The sequence below is a fragment of the Streptomyces sp. NRRL WC-3605 genome (genome assembly GCF_001509795.1).
Taxonomy (GTDB): Bacteria; Actinomycetota; Actinomycetes; order Streptomycetales; family Streptomycetaceae; genus Streptomyces; species Streptomyces viridochromogenes.
Window position 1 is genome coordinate 362,420 of record NZ_LLZN01000091.1, and the last position, 20,644, is coordinate 383,063.

16 protein-coding genes and 2 pseudogenes are annotated in these 20,644 nt (G+C 66.1%); 11 read left to right on the forward strand and 7 right to left on the reverse strand.

All coding sequences use genetic code 11. The features are described 5' to 3' along the window. The first annotated feature begins 213 nt into the window (after window positions 1-213). Entirely contained in the window at window positions 214-1,032 is an 819-nt protein-coding gene (locus ADL34_RS30350; RefSeq protein WP_062668266.1) for an SAM-dependent methyltransferase, read from the forward strand. A gap of 207 nt (window positions 1,033-1,239) precedes the next feature. On the opposite strand, the gene ADL34_RS30355 is transcribed toward ADL34_RS30350, so the two are convergent. Further along, entirely contained in the window at window positions 1,240-2,151 is a 912-nt protein-coding gene (locus ADL34_RS30355) for a helix-turn-helix domain-containing protein (protein WP_062739834.1), read from the reverse strand. 252 nt (window positions 2,152-2,403) lie between these two features. Next, the gene (locus ADL34_RS30360) at window positions 2,404-2,634 is read right to left on the reverse strand and encodes a DUF397 domain-containing protein (RefSeq protein WP_055624080.1); all 231 of its coding nucleotides are present in this window, start codon (window positions 2,632-2,634) and stop codon (window positions 2,404-2,406) included. Window positions 2,635-2,831: 197 nt separating this feature from the next. Between ADL34_RS30360 and ADL34_RS30365 the strand changes: the two genes are divergently transcribed. From ADL34_RS30365 to ADL34_RS30400, 9 genes and pseudogenes are all read left to right on the forward strand, one after another. After that, entirely contained in the window at window positions 2,832-3,413 is a 582-nt protein-coding gene (locus tag ADL34_RS30365; RefSeq protein ID WP_234375134.1) for an ATP-binding protein, read from the forward strand. Between the two features lie 10 nt (window positions 3,414-3,423). After that, window positions 3,424-3,762 carry a YciI family protein gene (locus ADL34_RS30370; RefSeq protein WP_062668267.1) on the forward strand — a complete coding sequence of 113 codons (339 nt, stop codon included), beginning with the start codon at window positions 3,424-3,426 and terminating at the stop codon, window positions 3,760-3,762. 97 nt (window positions 3,763-3,859) lie between these two features. Next, window positions 3,860-4,378: an SHOCT domain-containing protein gene (locus ADL34_RS36465; RefSeq protein ID WP_062668268.1), complete on the forward strand. Its 519-nt coding sequence runs from the start codon at window positions 3,860-3,862 to the stop codon at window positions 4,376-4,378. Between the two features lie 57 nt (window positions 4,379-4,435). Then, window positions 4,436-5,175: pseudogene (locus tag ADL34_RS30380) on the forward strand (TerD family protein); the annotation flags it as partial. 93 nt (window positions 5,176-5,268) lie between these two features. Further along, a complete protein-coding gene (locus tag ADL34_RS36250) occupies window positions 5,269-5,613 on the forward strand; it encodes a hypothetical protein (protein ID WP_159038998.1) in 345 nt (114 codons plus the stop codon). Window positions 5,614-6,097: 484 nt separating this feature from the next. Beyond that, window positions 6,098-9,379: an ATP-binding protein gene (locus ADL34_RS30385; protein WP_079034155.1), complete on the forward strand. Its 3,282-nt coding sequence runs from the start codon at window positions 6,098-6,100 to the stop codon at window positions 9,377-9,379. Further along, entirely contained in the window at window positions 9,376-9,855 is a 480-nt protein-coding gene (locus ADL34_RS30390) for a DUF7680 family protein (protein WP_062668271.1), read from the forward strand. Before ADL34_RS30385 ends, ADL34_RS30390 begins: the two co-directional genes overlap by 4 nt. A 12-nt stretch (window positions 9,856-9,867) precedes the next feature. Beyond that, the gene (locus ADL34_RS30395; RefSeq protein WP_062668272.1) at window positions 9,868-12,774 is read left to right on the forward strand and encodes a DUF1156 domain-containing protein; all 2,907 of its coding nucleotides are present in this window, start codon (window positions 9,868-9,870) and stop codon (window positions 12,772-12,774) included. A 2-nt stretch (window positions 12,775-12,776) separates the two neighbouring features. Continuing rightward, a complete protein-coding gene (locus ADL34_RS30400) occupies window positions 12,777-16,082 on the forward strand; it encodes a DEAD/DEAH box helicase (protein ID WP_062668273.1) in 3,306 nt (1,101 codons plus the stop codon). 408 nt (window positions 16,083-16,490) lie between these two features. Here ADL34_RS30400 and ADL34_RS36255 read toward each other — a convergent pair whose 3' ends face one another. Beyond that, entirely contained in the window at window positions 16,491-16,787 is a 297-nt protein-coding gene (locus tag ADL34_RS36255; RefSeq protein WP_159038999.1) for a hypothetical protein, read from the reverse strand. A 43-nt stretch (window positions 16,788-16,830) separates the two neighbouring features. Here ADL34_RS36255 and ADL34_RS30405 point away from each other — a divergent pair, with 43 nt between their 5' ends. Then, window positions 16,831-17,388 (forward strand): hypothetical protein, encoded by a 558-nt coding sequence (locus tag ADL34_RS30405; protein WP_062739835.1) that lies wholly within the window; start codon window positions 16,831-16,833, stop codon window positions 17,386-17,388. Between the two features lie 70 nt (window positions 17,389-17,458). Here ADL34_RS30405 and ADL34_RS30410 read toward each other — a convergent pair whose 3' ends face one another. From ADL34_RS30410 to ADL34_RS30420, 4 genes and pseudogenes are all read right to left on the reverse strand, one after another. Beyond that, window positions 17,459-18,403: a hypothetical protein gene (locus ADL34_RS30410; RefSeq protein ID WP_062668275.1), complete on the reverse strand. Its 945-nt coding sequence runs from the start codon at window positions 18,401-18,403 to the stop codon at window positions 17,459-17,461. Window positions 18,404-19,143: 740 nt separating this feature from the next. Then, window positions 19,144-19,569 (reverse strand): hypothetical protein, encoded by a 426-nt coding sequence (locus ADL34_RS36260; protein WP_159039000.1) that lies wholly within the window; start codon window positions 19,567-19,569, stop codon window positions 19,144-19,146. Window positions 19,570-20,143: 574 nt separating this feature from the next. Continuing rightward, entirely contained in the window at window positions 20,144-20,386 is a 243-nt protein-coding gene (locus ADL34_RS30415; protein ID WP_062668276.1) for a hypothetical protein, read from the reverse strand. Next, window positions 20,383-20,644, reverse strand: a pseudogene (locus ADL34_RS30420) (hypothetical protein); the annotation flags it as partial. The pseudogene ADL34_RS30420 and the gene ADL34_RS30415, both read right to left, overlap by 4 nt.

Consider the following 20,644-nt stretch of genomic DNA (forward strand, 5'->3'; position numbering starts at 1 on the left):
TAGACACCTACGAACGTTTGCGGTCACCCGGCCGCCCACCGATCCCTGACCGGTTCGCACCCTTGCTCCATTTCGCGGCTCCGTGCCCGCCCCGCCGGGCCGAAGCGGCCGTACGGGCTTGCCCGATGGGCTGGCCCGACCAACTCGCCCCTCCCTAGGATGGGTTGTCGGCGAGGTGATCCTCCTCGGCCGGCCCTGCCACTGGGGGAAACGATGGAGCCTGGAAAGCTGTCCACATCGATCGACGCCGCGGTGCCGACAGCGGCGCGCATGTACGACCACTATCTCGGCGGCAAGGACAACTACGCCTCCGACCGAGCGGCCTGCGAGGAACTGGACAAGGTCGTCCCCAGCACCCGGGCCCTCGCGGTGAACAACCGGCGTTTCCTCCAGCGCGCCGTCCGCACCCTCGCCGGTGAGTACGGCATCCGCCAGTTCCTCGACCACGGCTCCGGTCTTCCCACCCAGAACAACGTCCACCAGGTCGCCCAGGACATCGACCCCGAGTCGCGCGTCATCTACGTCGACAACGACCCGATGGTCCTGGTCCACGGGCGCGCTCTGCTCGACCAGAACGACCGCACCGCCGTCATCCACGCCGACATGCGCGACACCGACGGCATCTTCGACCACCCCGACACCAAGCGCCTGATCGACTTCTCGCAGCCGGTCGCCGTGCTGTTCAACTCGGTGTTCCACTGCATCCCGGACAGCGACACGGACGGCCCGCTCGCCGTGGCCCGCAGGGTGCGCGAGCGCCTCGCGCCCGGCAGCTTCATGCTGATGTGCCAGCTGGTCAGCGAGGACCCCGAGGTCCGCAAGTTCGTCACGGAGTTCATGGACCAGGCGACCCAGGGCCACTGGGGGCGGGTGCGTCAGGAGAAGGACGTCGAGGAGTACTTCGAGGGCCTCGAGATCCTGGAGCCCGGGCTGGTCGAGGTCTCCACCTGGCGCCCCGACAACGAGGTGGCACCCCGTCAGCAGACGCAGGAGTGGATCGAGTTCGGCGGCATCGGCCGCCTGCCGCGGTAGCGCGGCCGCCCGCACCGCATCATCCGCCCGGGGCTCTCGTGAGGGAGCCCCGGACGCGTCGTACGGGCCGGATGTGACAGAGGTGGGCCAGGCTACGGCGATCGTGGATGCGTCAGTGATCGTCGCGGCGCCGACGGGGATGCCGCCCGCCGGGTCAGCTCCCGGTCGCCGCGGCGCTCAGGCGCTGCGCCGCGCGTCAGCGGCCGGTCACGCGTAACGCTTCATCGTCTCGCGCAGCCGCTCCAGCGACTCCCGCGGGTCGAGTGCCTCGTCGCCCAGGCGGTCCAGCGCGAGCCGGTACTCCTCCGTCTCGTCGCGGTCCTCCAGGAATGCGGCGCTCTTGATGTGCTCCAGATACACGATGTCCGGCAGGTCCACGCCGCCGAACCGCAGATAGGTGATCGGGATGGCGGGCGCCGACGCGTTCGTCACGTCCAGCGGCACGATCTGCACGGTCACATGCGGCCGCTGAGCCATCTCCACGAGGTACTCCAGCTGCTCGTGCATCACCGCGGGGCTGCCGAGGACCCGCAGCAGCACCGACTCGTCCACGATCGCCCACAGCCGGGGCGCGTCGGAGCGGTGCAGCAGCTCACGGCGGCGCATGCGCAGCTCGACCCGCCGCTGCACCTCGCGCGCGGACGCCGTGGGCAGGCCGCGCTCGACGACGGCCCGCGTGTATTCCTCGGTCTGCAGCAGACCGGGCACGTACTGGAGCTCGAAGGTACGGATGGCGGTGGCGGCCTCCTGGAGCCCCACCAGCCGGTCGAACCACTCCGGCATCAGCCGCTTGTCGTAGCGCTGCCACCACCCGGGCTCGGTGGCGCGCTTGAGCAGCTGCAGCAGTACGGAGGCCTCGTACTCCTCGGTGCGGTAGAGCTCCAGCAGCGCGCGGACGTCGGCCTCGGTGGGCGGCCGGCGGCCCTTGCCCGACTCGATCCGCGACAGCTTCGCCGGGCTGAACCCGACGGCCCGCGCGGCCTGGTCCTGGGAGAGTCCCGCGTCCTCGCGGATACCCGCCAGCTGCACGCCGACCAGCATCTTCAGCAGAGTGGGCGCGGGTTCGGTCCGGCTGAGATACGGCTCGAGGCGGGAAATGCGAGGTGACTCGGAGGACATCCTGACTCCCCGTAGACGGGCATACGACAGACTGCATTATCGCATCCCGACGGCTCCTGCCGCCCGGCCCGGCCGGAAGTGGCGGCCTCAACTTCCGTTTCACGTACGGCGTTCGGGGTCCCGACACACCCCGGCGGGGGCGCCGCCGCCTCCCCCGAAGAGCTGCGGCGCCCCCTCTGACCGGCACCCCTCGAGGAGGGGAACCGGTGTCTGTGGCCGGCCGTCCGGTGTCACACCGGTGGCGGTCCGGCGTCACGCCAGGTGGTCGAACTCACCGTCCTTGGCGCCAGCCAGGAACGCGGAGATCTCACCCGGCGTGTAGACGAGCGCGGGGCCGTCGGGGTCGCGGGAGTTGCGCAGGGCGACACGCCCGTCGGCCAGAGCCGCCACTTCGACGCAGTTGCCCTCGGCATTGCTGTGCCGGCTCTTGATCCAACGGACGCCCAACGAGCTGGCCCGTACGCCGTTCGGTGCTGTTGGCACTGCACTCTCCTTGCTCACGTTCCGCCACGCGCACGCTCCCTGGCCTCGCCCGGCCCCGGACACGCCACGTGCTCTGTGATGACATTCCACGCGCAATTTCCCGTGAAATTGCACGAGGAGGCCTTCGTCGTGGATAATAGCCGTGCCGTCAACTGCGGTGCAGACGCCCCGTCATGACCGTGTATCAGGGAGACGCCGTGTCCTTACCTGCGTACGAAGGCCTCCGACCGCCCGGCAGTGCCGCGTCCCCCGCGAGACCGGCGCGCCCCCTCGGCACGGCCGTACGAGGCCTCGGCGTCGGCACCAAGGCGCCCCGCATCGCGCCCCTGCCGCCCGCCGGACCGTCCTCGCCGTACGCGGAGACCCCCCGCCCGGTGGCCCTGCGCCTCACCGGCGCGGAACGGGGCTGCGCCGAGGCCCGCGACCTCGTCCGCCGCACCCTGGACGACTGGTCCCTCGGCCACTGCACCGGCGACGCGCTGACGATCGTCACCGAACTCCTGGCCAACGCCGTGCTGCACGCCGCCCGGCCCACCGGGGGAGACGGCGACATCTGGCTCCGCCTCAGCCTGCGCCGCCCGGCCCACCTGGTCTGCGCGGTCATCGACCCGAGCGACAGCCCACCGGTCTACCCCCACACCAGCGACCCCTTCGACGAGCACGGCCGCGGCCTGCGCATCATCGACGCCCTGTCCGAACACTGGGGCTGGACGCGGCGCCCCCCGGCCGGCAAGACGGTCTGGGCGATGCTCCGCACGGACGACTCCGACGCGCTGTAGGAGAGCCCCGATGACGCACTACCTGATCTCCTTCGACGACGGCACCATGGTCATCCCCGAGGGCGACCTGCCGAAGGTGGCCGAGGCCTCGCTGGAGGTGGTGCGCCAGGCACGCGAGGCCGGCGTCTGGGTCTACGGCGGCGGACTGGAACGGCAACGGGCGAGCATCGTGACTCCGGACGGCATCGTGACCGACGGCCCCGCCCCGGAGGCGAAGGCGGTGATCGGCGGCTTCTCGGTCGTCGACGTCCCCTCCCGCGAGGCCGCGCTGGAGTGGGCGGCGAAGATCGCCGAGGCGTGCCGGTGCCCCCAGGAGGTCCGCGAGATCATGCCGGACCCGACGGCCTGACAGCCTGCCCCGACGTTCGTACAACCTTCACCTACTTGGGTGTGTCCAGTTGTAGGCGGCACGTATCACGCCGTTCCGAACGTCAGGAGCACCTTCCATGTCCAGCACCGCGCTGATGACCTTCAAGAGCCACATCGAGGGCAAGAACGCCGACGTGGCGATCTACCAGGACCGGATCGAGTGGTCCCGCCCCCGTGGCATGAGCGCCAAGAAGCTCACGGCCGGCCTCCTGACCGGCGGCGCCTCGCTCCTGGCCACCGGCGTGCGCAGCTCCGACGCCGGCACCGAGATGAACCCGGTCCGCAACATCGCCAGCGTGGTGACCAAGCGGGACGGCCTGATGTTCACCAAGGTCGTGGTCGTGGCATCCGGCAACAACATCGACTTCCGAGTACCGCACGACGCGGCTCCCCGCATCAAGACCCTGCTCACCGACCTGATCCTCGGCAGGATCCCCGCCCCCGAGCAGGCCCCCGCCCCGGCCCCGGCTCCCGTGCCGCAGGCGGCACCCACCCCGGTCGAACAGCTCCGCCAGCTGGCCGAGCTGAGGGACGCGGGCATCCTCTCGGACGAGGAGTTCACGACGAAGAAGGCGGAGATCCTGGCGCGCATGTGACCGACGAGCCCGGGCCGGCACCTATGACGGTGCCGGCCAGCGTCGGCCGAACCGCCGCTCCTCCAGGAACTGCTGCACTACCTGCAGCACGACAACTCCGGGTGCCACGGCTTCCAGAACATGGGCCGGGCCTGGGTCCCCGTACGCAACGGCATCGACGACGAGACCCTGCGCCAGGGCGACGCCCGCGCACTGGAGGTCGTCGAGAGCTGGGAGCGCCTCATCCGTCAGGTGTGCCTCGGACTGGGAGGCGAGCTGGGGCAGAAGGTCCTCCCGGTGCAGCGCGCCAAGTGAGGCACGGACCCGGGAGCACGCCGAAGCCTCCTCGCGGATCAACTCTGCACCGACGGAAGCCTCCAGGCGGAACTCCGCATGGAGGGCACACCCGGCGTCCTCGGCATCGTGTCGGACCTCCGCTCGGGCAAAACTGCGCACCTCGATGGAGGTGCCGGCCCCGGAGCAGGGCTACCCCCTGTCCTGGGCGAAGCGGCTCATCCGCACCCTTGCGAACGCACCGGCGACACTCCACATCGAAACGCTCGTCGACGGAGCGAACGGCGGCCCGCGGGGGCACCCTGGAACGCCTCCGCCCCGAACCGGCGGACCTGCTCCCGAAGGACACCGGTACCCGCATCACGGGCTTTCGCCTGTCCCTGGTCAAGAGCATGGGAAGCGGCCGCGGCAACGCCGAGACGGGCTTCATCCGCAGCGTCGACGAAGCGGTACACCGCTTCTACACCACGGTGGTAGCCCACCTGGACTCCCCGAGGCCCCGCAAGACAACAACGAAGGCCTGACCCCGCACGCACTGAACAGCCCCCGTCGCCCCACGGTGACGGGGGCTCCGGTCCCCGCCCCCCCCGCGTCGCGGAACCCTTCATACTGCGAACGTGGACCTGTCAGACGAAGGCGAAGCACTCGACCGGGCATGGGTGGAGTTGGCCAACAACGTGGTCGGCATCCTGCACGGCTGCCGCGACGCCTCCCCCATAGCAGAACGCTTCGTCCGAGCTGGCTGGAGATCCAGTTCCTCCTCCTGGTACGGCTACGAGGTGGGAACGTCGTGGTGCGAGGTGGAACTGGACCCCGTGGACGGCCCAGACGTCCTACTGAACGGGGTGGTAGCCCCACACCGTTTCGACGACCTCGTCGCCCTCCTCAACCGCTTCGGACTGACGTACACCCTGGAACTGCACGACGGGAACGGCACCCTGATCCGCGAGATTCGACCCTGACCCGCCGCAGTGTGCGCCAGACACCCGGCTGCACGGTGACCGCAATCTCAAATCACGTCTCAGACCCCGACCCACGACTGCCGCAGAAGCCACAGACCCGGCCACCCGAGCACCACGCGCCCGCACCTAGCAGGCCCCTTCAACGCTTCGGCTCGTGCCGACACTTTCGTGCTTGCGTGGTGCCTCTCGCGAGTCCGACTGCGCACACGGCTCCGGAGGCCGTCGGCATCTCGGGTGTTCCGGCAGGTCAGAGACCTTACGACAGTGTTGGGTGACTTGCTCGTCCACGGATGGTCCACGACGCCATGCAATGAGCTGATGTGGGCCACCGGCATGGACGACGCGTTGATGTACCCACCGGCAGGTAGGACGATGCGGGGCCGTCGGCAGAACTAGTAGGCGGCATTGTCGGCGGCCTGCAATACCATTATGCCCAGGTTGAGGGGCGACGCCGCGTGCGCGGCGTCTGGGCGGGAGGAGGGGCATGGCAGCGTCGAGCCTGGTGGCTCTGCGGAAGGCGTGTGTTCCGCGGGAGGACGTTCTCGAAGGCGGATTGGCGGAGAACCACTTCGCAGCACAACTGGACAAGGTGGTCCGCGACGCGGAGCACTATCCGGTGTATGGCGACGCGGAGGCATTCTTCGCGCAGACCTACCCCACGAGTGGTTTGAAGACGCTGCTTACCAAAACCTTCGGTCGCCTGACCGGAGCGAAGGGTGTCGCGGGGGAGAACGGCGTGCTTCGCCCGACGACTTCATTCGGTGGCGGTAAGACCCACGGCCTGACCGCGGTCTACCACCTCGCCAAGGGTGCCCGTCCGTCCAACATTGCCGAGTTCCTCGACCCGAGCCTGCTTCCCGACGGCCCGGTCCAGGTCGCGGCCCTGGTCGGCGACGCCCTCGACCCCACTGCGGGCCTCGAGACCAGCGGCCATCGCACCTACACGATGTGGGGCGAAATGGCCGCCCAGATTGGCGATGACGCGTTCGCGGCGATGGAGGCCAACGACACCCAACGCACGGCCCCGGGCACCGCCACGATCAAGGCCGCCTTCGGCGGCAAGCCGACAGTGGTGATCGTCGACGAGATCTCCAAGCACCTGCGTATTTTGACCTCCTCCGGCAGCGAGGACGTACGCCGCATGGCCGGCGCGATCCCCGCCTTCCTCGGCAACCTCTTCGAGGTCGCCTCCGACCCGACCAACAAGGTCTCGGTCATCATCACCTTGGCTGCGACCACCAACGCGTTCGGTGCGGAGACCACCGAGATCAGCGAGCTGACTGGTGAGGAAAGGGAGAAGACCGACGCCGCCAACGCCGCCTCGGTCAAGGCCGCCCAGGAGACCGGGGACGTGCTGACCCGCGCGGTGCGGCCGAGCGCGGTGATCACGCCGGCCGATGACAACGAGATCGGAGAGATCCTCAAGAAACGCCTCTTCACCTCCGTCGACGAGGGCGCCGCCAGGGCAGCCGGGGAGGCCTACCGGGACTTCTACCAGCAGCTCGCCAAGACCGAGCAGCTCGCCGGCGGCGCTGAGCACCCGGCTTCCTATGGCGACCTGGTTACTAAGACCTACCCGTTCCACCCCGAGCTGGTCCGCGTCCTCGATAAACGCCTGGGCAACATCACCGACTTCCAGCGCGCCCGCGGCGCCCTGAAACTTCTGGCCGAGGTCGTGGCCAACATCTACGCCACCGACGACGACACAGCTATCGTCAACGTCGGCGACATCGACTACTCCAACGAGCCGGTCCTCAACCACCTCACCGACGGCCTCGGTCGCGCCGAGTACGCGAGCGTGGCCAAGGGCGACTTCGCCTCAAAGGCCTCCCACGCGGCTGTCGTCGACGCCGATGTCTTCCCCGGCAAGCCTGCCTACGCCACCCGCGTGGCCCGCACCGTGTTCACCCACTCCCTGGAAATGGCCTCCACCGCAGGCGCAGGCCGCAACGACTGGCTGGTCGGCACGCTGCGCCCCGGCGAGGACGCCACCATCTACGAGAAGGCGCTCACCGAGTCGGAGAAGGTCTTCTGGCACCTGTCGTACGACGGTGCCCGATGGCGCTTCAACATCGAGCCCAACGTCAACGCCATCATCGAAACCGAGAAGCGCAACGTCGCCAACACCGTGGTCGCCGCGGAAGTCGACAGCCTGATACAGAAGGCGTTCGCCAACGACGGCGGCGTCACCGCGATCCATTTCCCGTCAGGCCCTGCCGAAATCCCAGACAAGAACGCGCTGCGCGTGGTCGTGCTCGACCACGATGTCGTCACCGTCGACTTGCGCCACGCCGACCAGCCGCCGGCACAGATTGTGGAGATGCTCGACAAGGTCGGCTCGGTCGGCGCGCTGCGCAAGTACCGCAACTCCCTGGTTTTCGCCCTGGCCGACGCCGAGCAGGTCCACGCGCTCAAGGACCGCGCACGTGCCCTGATCGCCTCCAACAACCTCGCCGCCGATTCCCACCGGCTGGGTCAGTTCAGCGAGGAGGTTCGCAAGAAGGTCGAGGCCTACGACAAGGAGGCCCGCCTCCAGGCACGCATCGCGGTCACCCGGTGCTTCAAACACATCTACTACCCGGCCGACGAGAAGACCACTGGCTACCTGCGCCATCGCGAGCTCCCCGCCCAGGCCCAGGGCGACCCGAAGAATGCCACCTCCGCAGTCATCACCCTGCTGACCGACGAGGACAAGATCCGCACCAGCCCGTTCACGGCCTCCTTCCTGCGCGCCCGTACCTGGGCCAACAAGGAAGCCACGAGCACGGCTGCGATCTTTGACTACTTCTGGGCCGACCACAAGGTCGCCATCGTCCGCAACCCCTCCCTGCTGCGGGACGCGATCGTCAACGGCGTCAACCACGACAACTGGGTCTACTACGACTCCGCCAGTGGCAAGGCTTACACGGCCAACAACCAGGCTGGTATGTCGATCACCTTCAGCGCCGACACCGAGGTCATGACCATGACCGAGGCGCAGAAGCGCGGCCTGTTGGTCCGCAAACCCACCCAGACCGACCTCCGCTCGGTGCTCACCAAGGACCAGCTCACCGGCGCCGACCTCCGCGCCCGGCTCGAAGCCGCCTGCGGCGGCGAGCCCTCCAAGACCGAGGTCCTCGACTTGCTGGCCACTGCCGTCCAGTCCAGCGAGTACGGCTGGTTCGTCGTCACCGACACCGAGCCTGCCGCTGGCGTCCGGGCGCTCTCGCCCTCGGCGATCAAGGACAAGGGCCTCGACACCCTCCGCATCCTGCCGCGCGAGACCGCTGACCAAATCGGTGTCGAGGTCCCCACCCGCACCGTCCCCTCCAAGACCTTCACCGCGAACGGCCCCGGCGGAGCGGCCATGCAGACCCTGCTCGACGCCGTCTCCGACTACACGATCCGCACCATCTCAACTCTCACTTTGAAGACGAGCGCGGATGCCGCCTCTGGCACGAGCGACATCGACCTCGCCGTCGCCTCGCTCGGCATGCTGCAGAAGCAGACCATCACGGTTCGCTCCACCATCCGCGCCGAGTACAAGGGGCTCACTGGAGGCGGCATCCAGTTCCAGGGCACCGCCGAGCGCGCCGACTTCCAGATGGCCTATGGCCACGCCAAGAGGGCGCTCACCGCCGCCACGAAGGTGGTCGGCGACGTCACCCTCACCTTCCGGTTCAACCCGGGACTCGACGTCGGCGACCCGCAGTTCGCGCAGATCCACGACGTGATCAAAAAGCTCGGCATCAAGAGCACAACAATGACGGCGGAGGTGACCAAGTGACCCTGCCTCAGCGCGCGACGACCGCCCCGAGCCGACGGCTCGCTGCTGTCGCCGGCGCCCGCGGTTTCCGTCTCATCGTGAAGCCCGGCCGCGGCGAGACCTACGGCCTCACCATCGAGGAGACTTTTGGCGAGTTCGCCTCCGTCCTCGCCACGGCCGTCGTCACCCTCACCCCGCAGCAGACGGGCCGCGTCGTCGACGCACTCTTCGCTGCCGTGAAGCGGTCGGGCCATCAGCCCAGCGTGCTGGCCTTCACCCGCAAGGCACCCATCCGGCTCACCGAACCCGACGGCGTACGCCTGGCCCTGATCCTGCTGGCCACCCAGCCCATCGCCAAGCATGAGCGCGTCCGCGCACTCGTCGCCGGCATCAACGCCATGAGCACCGAGGAGACCTACTACTGGTACTCCAAGTGCATCGGCGTCGACGCCAGCCGCGCCCGCAAGGCGCTCCGGACTCTCCTCTCTGACAACTGAAAGAGCCACCCCATGAGCACCAAACCACGTGTCCTCATCGAGGACTGGCTCCCCGTCGCCGAGCTCGGCATCGAGTCGCGCCGCGAACGCGGCGCCGCCTCCGCGCTCCCCCCGCTCTCCTTCCTCCACATCTGGTGGGCCCGCCGCCCCCTCGTCGCCTCCGCCGCTGTCGCTCTCGCAGGTGTCCTCCCGGCGTGGTCCGAGGAACTCGCCAATGCGTTTCCCGACGCCGTCGAGCTCCAGGACGAGGCCGCCTACCGTCGCTGGCTCCTCCACCTCGTCGGCATCTGGGGTGACCCGATCATCGCCCGCCGCATGTACGACGTCGCTGTCGCGACAGGCCAGCGGATCCCCAACCCTTACACCTACAAGCAAGCGTTCCGGAACGCGATCCCGCGCACGGACATCGACCTGCTCCATGCGGTGCTGATCCACACCTGGGGCGAGCTGCCAGTGGTCGCAGACCCGACCGCCGGTGGCGGTTCGATTCCGTGGGCCGCCAGCCGACTCGGGCTTCCAGTCGTTGCCAACGACCTCAACGGCGTGGCCGCGAGCGTGCTCAAAGCAGGAGTCGAGATCCCCGCGACCCGCGGGCTCGACCTTCTTCCGGAGCTTAAGAAGTGGGGTGGCATCCTCGTCAATCGCGTCGAGGAGCGCCTTAAGGAGTACTTCCCAAGCGGCAAGGCTGAGACAGTAGCGACTTACCTGTACGCCAACGCCATCCCCTGCCCTCGTACCGGCCGCCTCGTACCGCTCTTGCCCGACAAGTGGCTCCGTAAGACCGCAGGCAAGGAAGCCGCCGTCCGGATGCTCACCGAGTACGACGGTGTCGAGCTTTCCGAGCCGATCTTCGAGGTCGTCCTCGGCAAGGACGTCGACACGACCGACGCCGCCGCCGGCACCACCGCCCGCGGCAAGGCCATTTCACCCTACGATAACCTCGTCATCGACGGCGACGACATCAAGCAGGCCGCCCAAAGCGGCCAGATGAAGCAGGTCCTCTACGCGGTCGCCATCCGCAAGCCGTCCGGCGAACGCACCTTCCGCGCCCCCACCCAGTCAGACCTCGACGCCATCGTCGCCGCAGAAGCCAAGTACGCCGAGGTAAAGGACGTCTGGATTGCCACCGGTATCCTGCCGAGCGAAGCAATTCCTGACCTGATCCCCAAGCACGAGATCCGGCCCTACGGCTTCACCTACTGGACCGACATGTTCACTCGGCGGCAGGCACTCGTCCAAGGGGTCTTCGTCGAGGAGTTCGCCAGCCTCGAAGCCGAAGTCCGCGAGGCACTTGGTGAGGACGCCACCGACGTCTTGTTCCAGTTGGCTCTGATGCAGGGCAAGGCTCTGAACTGGAACTCGCGCCTGTCGTCTTGGGACGTGTCACGTCAGAAGATGCGCAGCGTATTCGACCGCCACGATTTCTCATTCAAGTGGACCTTCGCCGAGTTCGAGGGTGCTCGCGCGCTCTTCTCGTGGTGTCTCGACCAGCTCACCGACGCTTACGGCGGTATCGCGCGCCTGCTCGATGAGACCGGAGTCTCGCTAGCGGACGCCAACGATCGATTGCCGCGGCAGGTGACTGTCCTGCAGGGAAGTGGCGCAAGCCTGGCCCTTCCCGACGGCGTCGTGACCCACGTGTGTATGGACCCGCCGTACTACGACAACGTGATGTACGCCGAGCTGGCCGACTACTTCTACGTTTGGGAAAGGCGCACTCTCGGCCGGCTGGTTCCTGACTACTTCCACGACGACCTTACCGACAAGGACAACGAGGCTGTCGCCAACATCGCCCGTTTTCTGACGGCGGGCAAGCGTCGCCAAGAGCTCGCTGACCTCGACTACGAGTCGAAGATGACCAGTATCTTCGCCGAATGCCGCAGAGTCCTCGCCAGCGATGGTGTGCTCTCGGTGATGTTCACGCACAAGAAGGCAAATGCATGGGACACCCTGGGCATGGGCCTTCTACAGGCAGGATTCACCATCGAGACCTCGTGGCCGGTCAACACCGAGACTGAAGTTGGGCTCAACATCAGGGCTCTCAACTCAGCCCAGTCGACCATCATGTTGGTGTGCCGCAAGCGCGAAGACCGTGAGGGTGACGCGAAGGTCTATCTCGATGACATCGAGCAGGACGTTCGTCGTGCAGCCCGTGAGGCCGCGATGCGTTTCCAGCACGGCGGGATTGAGGGCGTCGACCTACTGCTCTCGACGTATGGCCCGACACTCTCGGTGATCTCGCAGAGCTGGCCGGTCTACTCCTCGACCCCGGACGAGGATGGCCGCGACAAATTGCTGCGACCCGAGGACGCCCTTGCTCTGGCCCGTGAGGAGATCGTGGACCTGCGCCGTTCCCGCCTGGTCGGTAAGGCGGCGAAGGTCGACACGCTCACCGACTTTGTGCTACTGGCCTGGGACACCTTCGCTGCCCGCCAGTTCCCCTTCGACACTGCCCGCCTCTTGGCGCTCGCCGTCGGTGGGCTCGACATCGACGCGCTCGAGCGGGCCAAGGTAGTCGTCAAGTCCTCGGGTAAGGTCACCCTACTCACCCCGAGCGAGCGAGTGCGGCGCGGTGGCGACTCCGACGCCCCCGGCGTACGGCCCGAGGCTGCCTCGTTCGACTACATCATCGACGCGGTCGACACGACCCTGTACATCGCCGAGCACGATGGCATGCCAGCGGCGAAGCGATTCCTCGACAAGCACGGCTACACCAATGACGCAGGGTTCATCTCCACCCTGCAGGGTCTGGTGAATGCGATGCCGCGAACCAGGCTCAAGGAAGAGTGGGTTCTGCCGGAGGCTGGGCGCCTTGACATCCTGTGCACGCTCTACTTCCCCGACGTGACTCTGCCGGAGGCCACCGACGTGGCCACGCTGGTCGAGGACAAGCCCGACGCGCTCTTTGAAATGGAGTGAGGTTGGCCGAGCACGACGACACCCTATTTCCCGGTGCCGCCGTTAAGCCGGCGGCACCGGCGCAGGACGGTCTCTTCGACCACGATCCTGCCACGGCCGAGGACTCCTTCCGCAGCCTCACGCTGAAGGCGATGTACTCGCCCGACGACGCACCGTTCGAGACGTTCTACGAGCCGCTGCTTTCAAGGGCTGTCGCCTACGACCGTGCGGTCGGCTACTGGTCCGGGGCAGAGCTGCAGTACGCCGCCCAGGGCACGGCGTACTTCATCGCCGGTGGCGGCGTGATGAGACTCATCGTCGGCGCTCAGCTCGGAAAGAAGGACGTCGACGCGGTGCTCTCCGGCACTCCGCTCGACGATGTGGTCGCCGAGCGTTTACTGGCTGACCCTGGCCTGGAGGGTACGAAGATCGTGCAGAGCGACCACCTCAGCGTGCTGGCCTGGATGGTCGCCAACGACCGGCTCCACATTCGGGTCGGCATCCCGGTCGACAAGCACGGCCACCTGCTCACCCACCAGGAGTCGGGCCGCTACTTCCACACCAAGTACGGCATCTTCACAGACCGCTACGGCCAGAAGGTCGCATTCAGCGGCTCGAACAACGCCTCGGTCACCGCATGGGTGAAGAACCACGAGACCTTCGACGCCTACCGCTCCTGGCGTACCGAGTCCTGGGAGGACTACGGCGATCCCAAGGAACGAGCCTTCGAGCGGCACTGGCGTGCCAACCCCGACGAGGGTTGGGCGATCATCGACCTGCCCACCGCCATCCGGAAACACCTGATAGAGCACGCTCCTGACACTCCGCCGTTCCCCTTTGACACGTTCGTGCCGCAGCCGAGGCGGGAGGACGCCGATCACGAGGCATCGCCTGTCGACGTGGACGCCGATATCCAGGCGGCCTGGGACGAGCTGGTCGCTCTCCGGGATGCGCCGAAGCAGTCGGCATGGACTGGTGTGGGCACAGCGTGGGCTCAGCCGCTGCCGCACCAGGCCGAGCTGATCCACAGGGTAGTGTCGACGTATCCGCGCGGCTATCTCTTCGCCGACGAGGTCGGTCTCGGCAAGACCGTCGAGGCAGGCATGGTGCTGCGTGAGCTCTTCACCTCCGGTCGGGCGAAGAAGGCGCTGCTGCTTGTGCCTGCCTCGGTGATGAAGCAGTGGCAGGAAGAGCTCCACGAGAAGATGAACCTCGACGTCGCCCGATACGACAAGGGCGGCTTCATGGACCGGTTCGACCAGCCCATCGCGACCGATCCGAAGGCGAATCCGTGGTCGGCCTTCCCGATCGTGCTCGCCTCCTCCCATCTCGCTCGCCGCCGCAGTCGCCGTACCCAGATCCTGGACGCCGGACCGTGGGATGTCGTCCTCGTCGATGAGGCCCATCACGCCCGCCGCCGCGGCTCCAAGGCGACCGACACTCCCAATTCCCTGCTTGCGCTGCTCCAGGAGATGAAGAAGCGCGACCTGTGGCGTGCGCTCTACCTCGCTTCGGCGACCCCGATGCAGATGCACCCCCACGAGGCCTGGGACCTCATCGAGCTTCTCGGGCTGCCGGGCAAGTGGGGTGAGCAGGCGTTCTTCTTCACGCAATACTTCACCTACCTCGGCGACCCGCCCGAGAGGCGCGGGTGGAAACTCATCTGTGACATGCTGGAGGACTACTTCTCCGATCCACTCGCCGAACGCGACACTGAGCTGGAGCGGCAGGTCGACAACGCACTCGGATGGGCCGACGCGTGGACGGTGACCGGGATGGCCGGCAACCCACCCTCACCGGACCTCAGGGCACAGTTCCCCAACGCCACCTCCGAGTGGATGGATAAGTGGGCCCGCCGCCACACCCCGATACGCGATCGGGTCTTCCGCAACACCCGCAAGACCATGCGGGCCTACCAGGCGGCCGGCATCATCCCGGCCTCGATCGTCATCCCGTACCGGTACGTCGCCGACGAGTTCATCCCCCTGGCGCCGAACGAGCGGAAGCTGTATGAGCGCATCGAGGAATACATCCGCCGCCACTACAACGCGTACAAGTCCGACAAGGCCACCAAGGCCCTCGGCTTCATCATGACCGTCTACCGGCGTCGGCTGACCTCCTCCTTCGAAGCGATCAAGCAGTCCCTGCAACGCCGCCTCAACGTACTCGAGCAGGGCAAGAGCCTCGCCGACCTCCTCACCGATGACGACGGCGTCGACCTGGAGAACTCCCTCTTCGACCCCGAGACCTTCGACGTCCGCGCTGACCGCCTCAAGAAGGAGATCGGCGAGCTCCGCGCCTTCCTCAACGACCTCGGCGATATCACCGGCGAAGACACCAAGGCCCAGCAGCTCGTCAGGGACCTGGCCGAGTCGTTCAAAACGTATGACTCCGCAGTGGTCTTCACCCAGTACACCGACACCATGGACTACGTCCGCGAGCGCCTCCTGACCGCCGGCTACTACAAGCTCGGCTGTTACTCCGGCCGCGGTGGCGAGATCTACGATCCCGTAGAGAGGAAGTGGACCCCGGTCACTAAGGCCGAGATCAAGGCCCGATTCCGCAACGGCGATATCGAGGTGTTGATCGGCACCGACTCGATGAGTGAGGGCCTCAACCTGCAGACGTCGGGCCGCCTCATCAACTACGACATGCCCTGGAACCTGATGCGCGTCGAGCAGCGAATCGGCCGTATCGACCGCATCGGCGCCACCTACGAGCGCCTCCAGATCAGCAACTATTTCTACAAAGACACCGTCGAGGAGCAGGTTTATAAGGGCATCAAGGAGGACTTCGACGACTTCACCAACATCCTCGGCGGCGCCGCCCCTGTCCTCGGCACCGTCGAGAAGGTCATCGAAGACCTTGCCCTCGCCGCAAACCTCAGCAACGAGGTCATCGCCAGTGAGATCGCCGTCATCCGAACCCAGATCGACGACATCAACAACCAGCCCGTCAGCGCCGACGACCTCGGCACCCCCGACGACATCACCATGAAGACCCCGCCGGACCTGGCCGGAGACATTGCTCCGTCAGACATTGCCACCAAGCTCACGAACAACCTTCTCTCAGGCCGCTGGCTGACCCCAGATGCCGGACGCCCCGGTATCTACAGCCTGTCCCTTCCGCGTAACGACGCTCGCGTGTCCTTCGAACGTTCCGACGGCGCGACGTCCGTCGAGTGCTACTTGGGTCCGCCGTCCACGGCATCAGTCCCCGTGACATTCGACCGCAAGATCTGGGACACCAGCAGCGATAGCGACCTCGTCTTCCTGACCTACGGATCAACCGAGTTGGGTTCTCTCCTACCCGCCGAACCCAGTGAGTGATCGATGGATGCTGCTTGAGAATCAGGGCCAGTGGGCTCCCGCTCGGTGGAGGTCGGCAGGCGACGTCTGGACCAATGACGGTGGGCACTCCTACCGAAACCCAAGCAACGCGTTCGCTCTGTCCGAGGGGCGGCTTATGGAGATCAGTACCGCACTGCACGGCGGGAGCTGAGCACCACTTTAGGAGCGAGGTTGGGCGACTACGGATGTGACCTGGCGCTTCGTTGTCCTGAGCGGACCTCGCGCCATTGCTCTCTCGGTTCCGTAGTTCCCCGTGACTCCCCGCTTGTTCTGGCACGAGAGTGGCACGACCAAGCGATCGCATCTAGCGAACGTAAGGGTCGATTAGCGCTCCGGGCAGTCCGATCACGATCTCCCCGTTTTCCAGTTCTGCGCGACCATCGCCGCTCACGATGTCGTAGTCGAGGTCAGTGGTAGTTGTCCCTGCCGAATCACTTCGCGCTCTCCCACGTCGTCGCCCTCACCGAATGTGAAACCGCTGACCGTAGCTTGGTGCAGCACCTCGTCCGTGATCCAAGCGGCGTCGATGTGCACGGCAGGGAAGCCTCGTTCAGGATCGGGCGTGAACTTGAGCCAACCGTCGTCGGGTACCGCGATCGGAAAGAGCGCTACGAAGTCAAGATCGATGTTGGCAGGAAGCCACTTACCTAGGTCTGGAAGTTCCTCACCTGTCTCAGAGCTCATCCCCTCAGGCTGCCGCAGGTCTCTCAGCGGCCACACTACGTACATGAACGACGTTGTCGCTGTAGCCCTGATCACTGCCGTGTCTACGGTGGCGGCCGGTGGACTGGCTGCTGCATTTTCGTATAAGGCGGCGCTCACTCAGACGAGGAGCCAGAGGGAGCAGGCAAGGGAAGGGCTGATCGAGGAACGCGCAGTGCGGCATCGTGAGGTGAGGCGTGATGTCTACGTGCGCTTCCTCAACCAGCTGCTGGACGCTCACCACTTCATAGATCAGTTGTGGATGGAGCCTTTGCCGTCCCCTGTCGAGCCTGCGCTGCGCCAGCTGACCGAACATGTGGATCAGCTCTGGAAGACGATGCACATCATCGAACTTGAAGGGCCGCCCGACGTTGCTGAAGTGGCAAGGTCGATGGCTGGCTTGGCCTATGAGGAATGGGATGCGCTGAAGGAGTACCTGGAGGGCAGTCATGGTGGTGAAGAGCTGCACATACGCGCTTCGGGTGACTGGGCGCAGTTCGTGAGGCGCCGCGCCGAGAAAAAGGAGCAACTGGTGGAGCGGGCCAGAAGAGCCGTGGGTGGACACTTGACGGCCCCCGACTAGGAACCTCGACTGAGGCAGGTCGCTGTGGGCAGCTGCGCCGATGACTGCCGCGGGAACCCCCGCACGGTGATCAAGCGTGTGCTAGTAGGTCAGCGTCGGAGCACTTGTAGCCGTTGCCTTGGGGCCAGATGATCGCTTGCCCAGCAGCATTCGCGAGCTCAATGAGGTCCGGTCGGGGCTTGCTCGGCACAAGAACGGCCTGGTACTTGGCGCGCACGAAACGGTTGTAGTCGATCAGCTGACCCAGGGCCATACGCATATTCTCCCTCGTCACGCTGCCTTTGGCCTCGATCAGGACATCTAGGTCTTGGACGTATAGGTCTGTGAGGAGGGGCCTGGTCTCATCTTCGGGCAGGATGCGCTGACGGATCACCCGGTAACCCTTGGCGCGGCAGTAGGCACTGAAGTCCAGCACAAGCTTGCTTTCTCGTCGCTCCGCCTCGTACGGCTCGCGGTTCGGGTCGACGTACGTCTTCTCGGTTTCGAGCCGCTCGATGTCGATCTCGGTGACTGGGTCCTGCTGGTCCGCGAGGAGCCGACCCAACTTTGTGCCGGGGTGCTTGGCTGGAGTGTCCAAGGGCCGGAGCTTGAAGACGATGACCTTGCGGAGCGGGCCATCTCCAGTCTCCGGTGCGTCCGCTTCGTACCAGCCGTCGGCTGCAAAGCGGCCAAGGTAGGTGACGTTGCCCCGGGCGCCCTGGAAGACCCGAAGGGCTCGACCCTCGGCTTCATGGTTCAGGATGCTGGCGTTACCGGAGAGCATCCGCTGGTCCCCGTACTGCCCTTCGCCGCTGTAGTGGAAGAGCCCATCGGGCATCCAGCCGTCGTAGTACCCATGCTTCTCGCCGGCGATCGGGTCCGTAAAGATCATCACGTTGGGCGTCTTGGCTGATGGTCCGATGCCGCCCTGAGTCCGCCCGCCGTACTTGACGTGCAGCTGCTTGCGCTCGATCACATCACCTGGTTCGAGGTTCCACTCGCTGACCTCGCGCTCCGGGGAGCTCACCTCCGTCACGCTCGTCCTCCTCCTTGGGGCAACCCGCACCTACTACGGCTGCTCGTAGTGTAACCTCCCTGAGGGAGCATGCGAGTCAGGCATCCAAATCGGATGCGGAAAATCGGCATCCGATTTGGAGTGGAGGGGAGCGGCGAAGCTAGAACGAATTGGGAATGAATCAATTTCGCGCGCGCCAGCTTTCCAATTCGTCTCGCACTGACGCTCCGTCAAGCTCATGACGGGGCCGGTATGCTGAGGCGGTCTCGCTCTTCACCGAGCACCGCGCCTTGACGTACTGCCGTCGAGGGACCCGGCTCGCCCGGGGGAACCAACAAGGTGAGGAGCTAGACATGCAGAAGCGAGAGCCTGACGAGCAGGAGGAAAAGCGCGATCAAGATTCGGACCCGCGATGGTTCAGGCTTTTGATCGTGGCTCTGCCGGCCTTGGCGGCTATCGCAACCTGTGTGGAGCAGTTGGCGCGGCACTAGCGCCGTGGTGAAGTGGCGCCGGACGATGGGCGGACCGCAAAGCGGGTCCGACCGTCTCATACTCGGCCGGACCCGCTTCGCTCACTCCACGCACGAGCCCGGTCCTGGTTGCACCCGGGGCCGGGCCTCCGTGCAGGAGGCTTAAGGTGCGATCTGGGGTTGTCATAGCAACCCTGATTCGACAGGTAGAACTTTACCACCGTTTCCTACGTCCAAGCTGGACAGTGGCGAGTTTCCGCAGGTCAGATGGGGTGTGTGGGAATGGCATTTTCACTTCGCGCGGAGTGCTGCGACTTTGGTCTGCGGCGCGGATGACAGCTGTTCAAGTCCCAGCTTGGCGAGACGTGACCGGATGGCGCTGGGCTGCCGACCGAACGTCTGCCCCAGATCGTCGAAGTCACGGCTACCGCCTCGATAGAGCGCCAGTAGCTGGTCGTCGTCCTCTGGTGACCATGGCTGATACGCGTTGGGGAACTGCTTGCGGATTGCTTCTGAGTCATCCCGTCGTCGCCCATCCTCAGCTCCGGGGATGCTGATGGATGTGATCGTCTGCAGTGGATAGCGACCAACTTCTGCGCCTACGAACCACAGCACCACATGCCCATCTTCGAAGGTCAGATGGTCCGCTCGCTTGCTGACTGCGCGACGAAGGCAGTCAGCGTCGGCTGGGTCCGGGTAGTAATCGTCGAAGGTCACTCGGATTGTCGGTGAAGTGGTAGATGCCCCCATGGCGGTAGGGTGCCCAACGTCATCGGCCTGGGGAAGAACGCCGCGTACAGCGCCTGCACATTTCGGCCGTACGCAAGCGTCACTGCCGTACTAACGTCGGCACTTCCTTCCGCCTCAACCCACCACTCTCCCCAGCTCCCATCCCGTCCGCCGTCGACCCACACGCATGTGGAGCGGGCGTGGTTCATGGCGTCCAGGTGGAGCGCGCCACTGTACGAACGACCTGGACGCCATGGGCCGCGTCTGCTCGGCTCTGCCTGGGTCGACGGTGGACGGGATGGGAGCTCCCCGCGCACGCCACTACGAACCCGCGGTCGCATACGGCGCCCCCTCCATCCCGGTGCCGGCCGATCCCCCGCCGGAGGCATCATCTTGACCGTGGCCTTGCCCGTCTAAGGCTCTACCGCCTGGGCCGTAACATGCTTGCGGCCCCCAGGGCCAGGCCCCGGCGCCGTAGGCGCAGAGGGGCCAGGCCCAAGGGGCCAGCCCGCGCTTTGCGCGGGCCCTTGAACCCGTAGAGAAGGTTGTAACTCAGTGGGATTCAGGCCTCGGTTGGCGCGTCCGATCGCCCGGCTTCTGTGATCTTGCGCGCCTGGTCCGCGGCCCGTTGAAGTGCCTGGGCCACCTGGTCGGCGTCGTCGGGGCTCAGCAGGATCTCTTGTGTCCACATGATCGAGAGCCTGACGGTGCCGTCCAAGAGATGTACGGCCACGTCGACTTCTGTGCCGTGGCCTGCTGCGTCCCTGACGTTGTCTAGGCCTGGGTCGCTGGCGAACGCGCTCATGCCCTGATATTCCACAGCGGAGCGTCGTATTGGTCAGGCCGACTGGTGATGAGGATTCGGCGTAGCTCATCGCGCTGGGAGCCGTTGAGGCTTAGTGCCTCGGTGAGGTGGCGGAACGTGGTGTGGGTGATGCCGCGGGCGCGGGCATCTCCCTGAAAACGGTCGAGCTGCGAGAAGACGTCTTCGGGGGTGAGGGGCACCGGTGGCTGGTCCTTCAGCCAGGCTGCCTTGTTGCGCTCGTAATCGATCTCCGAGAAG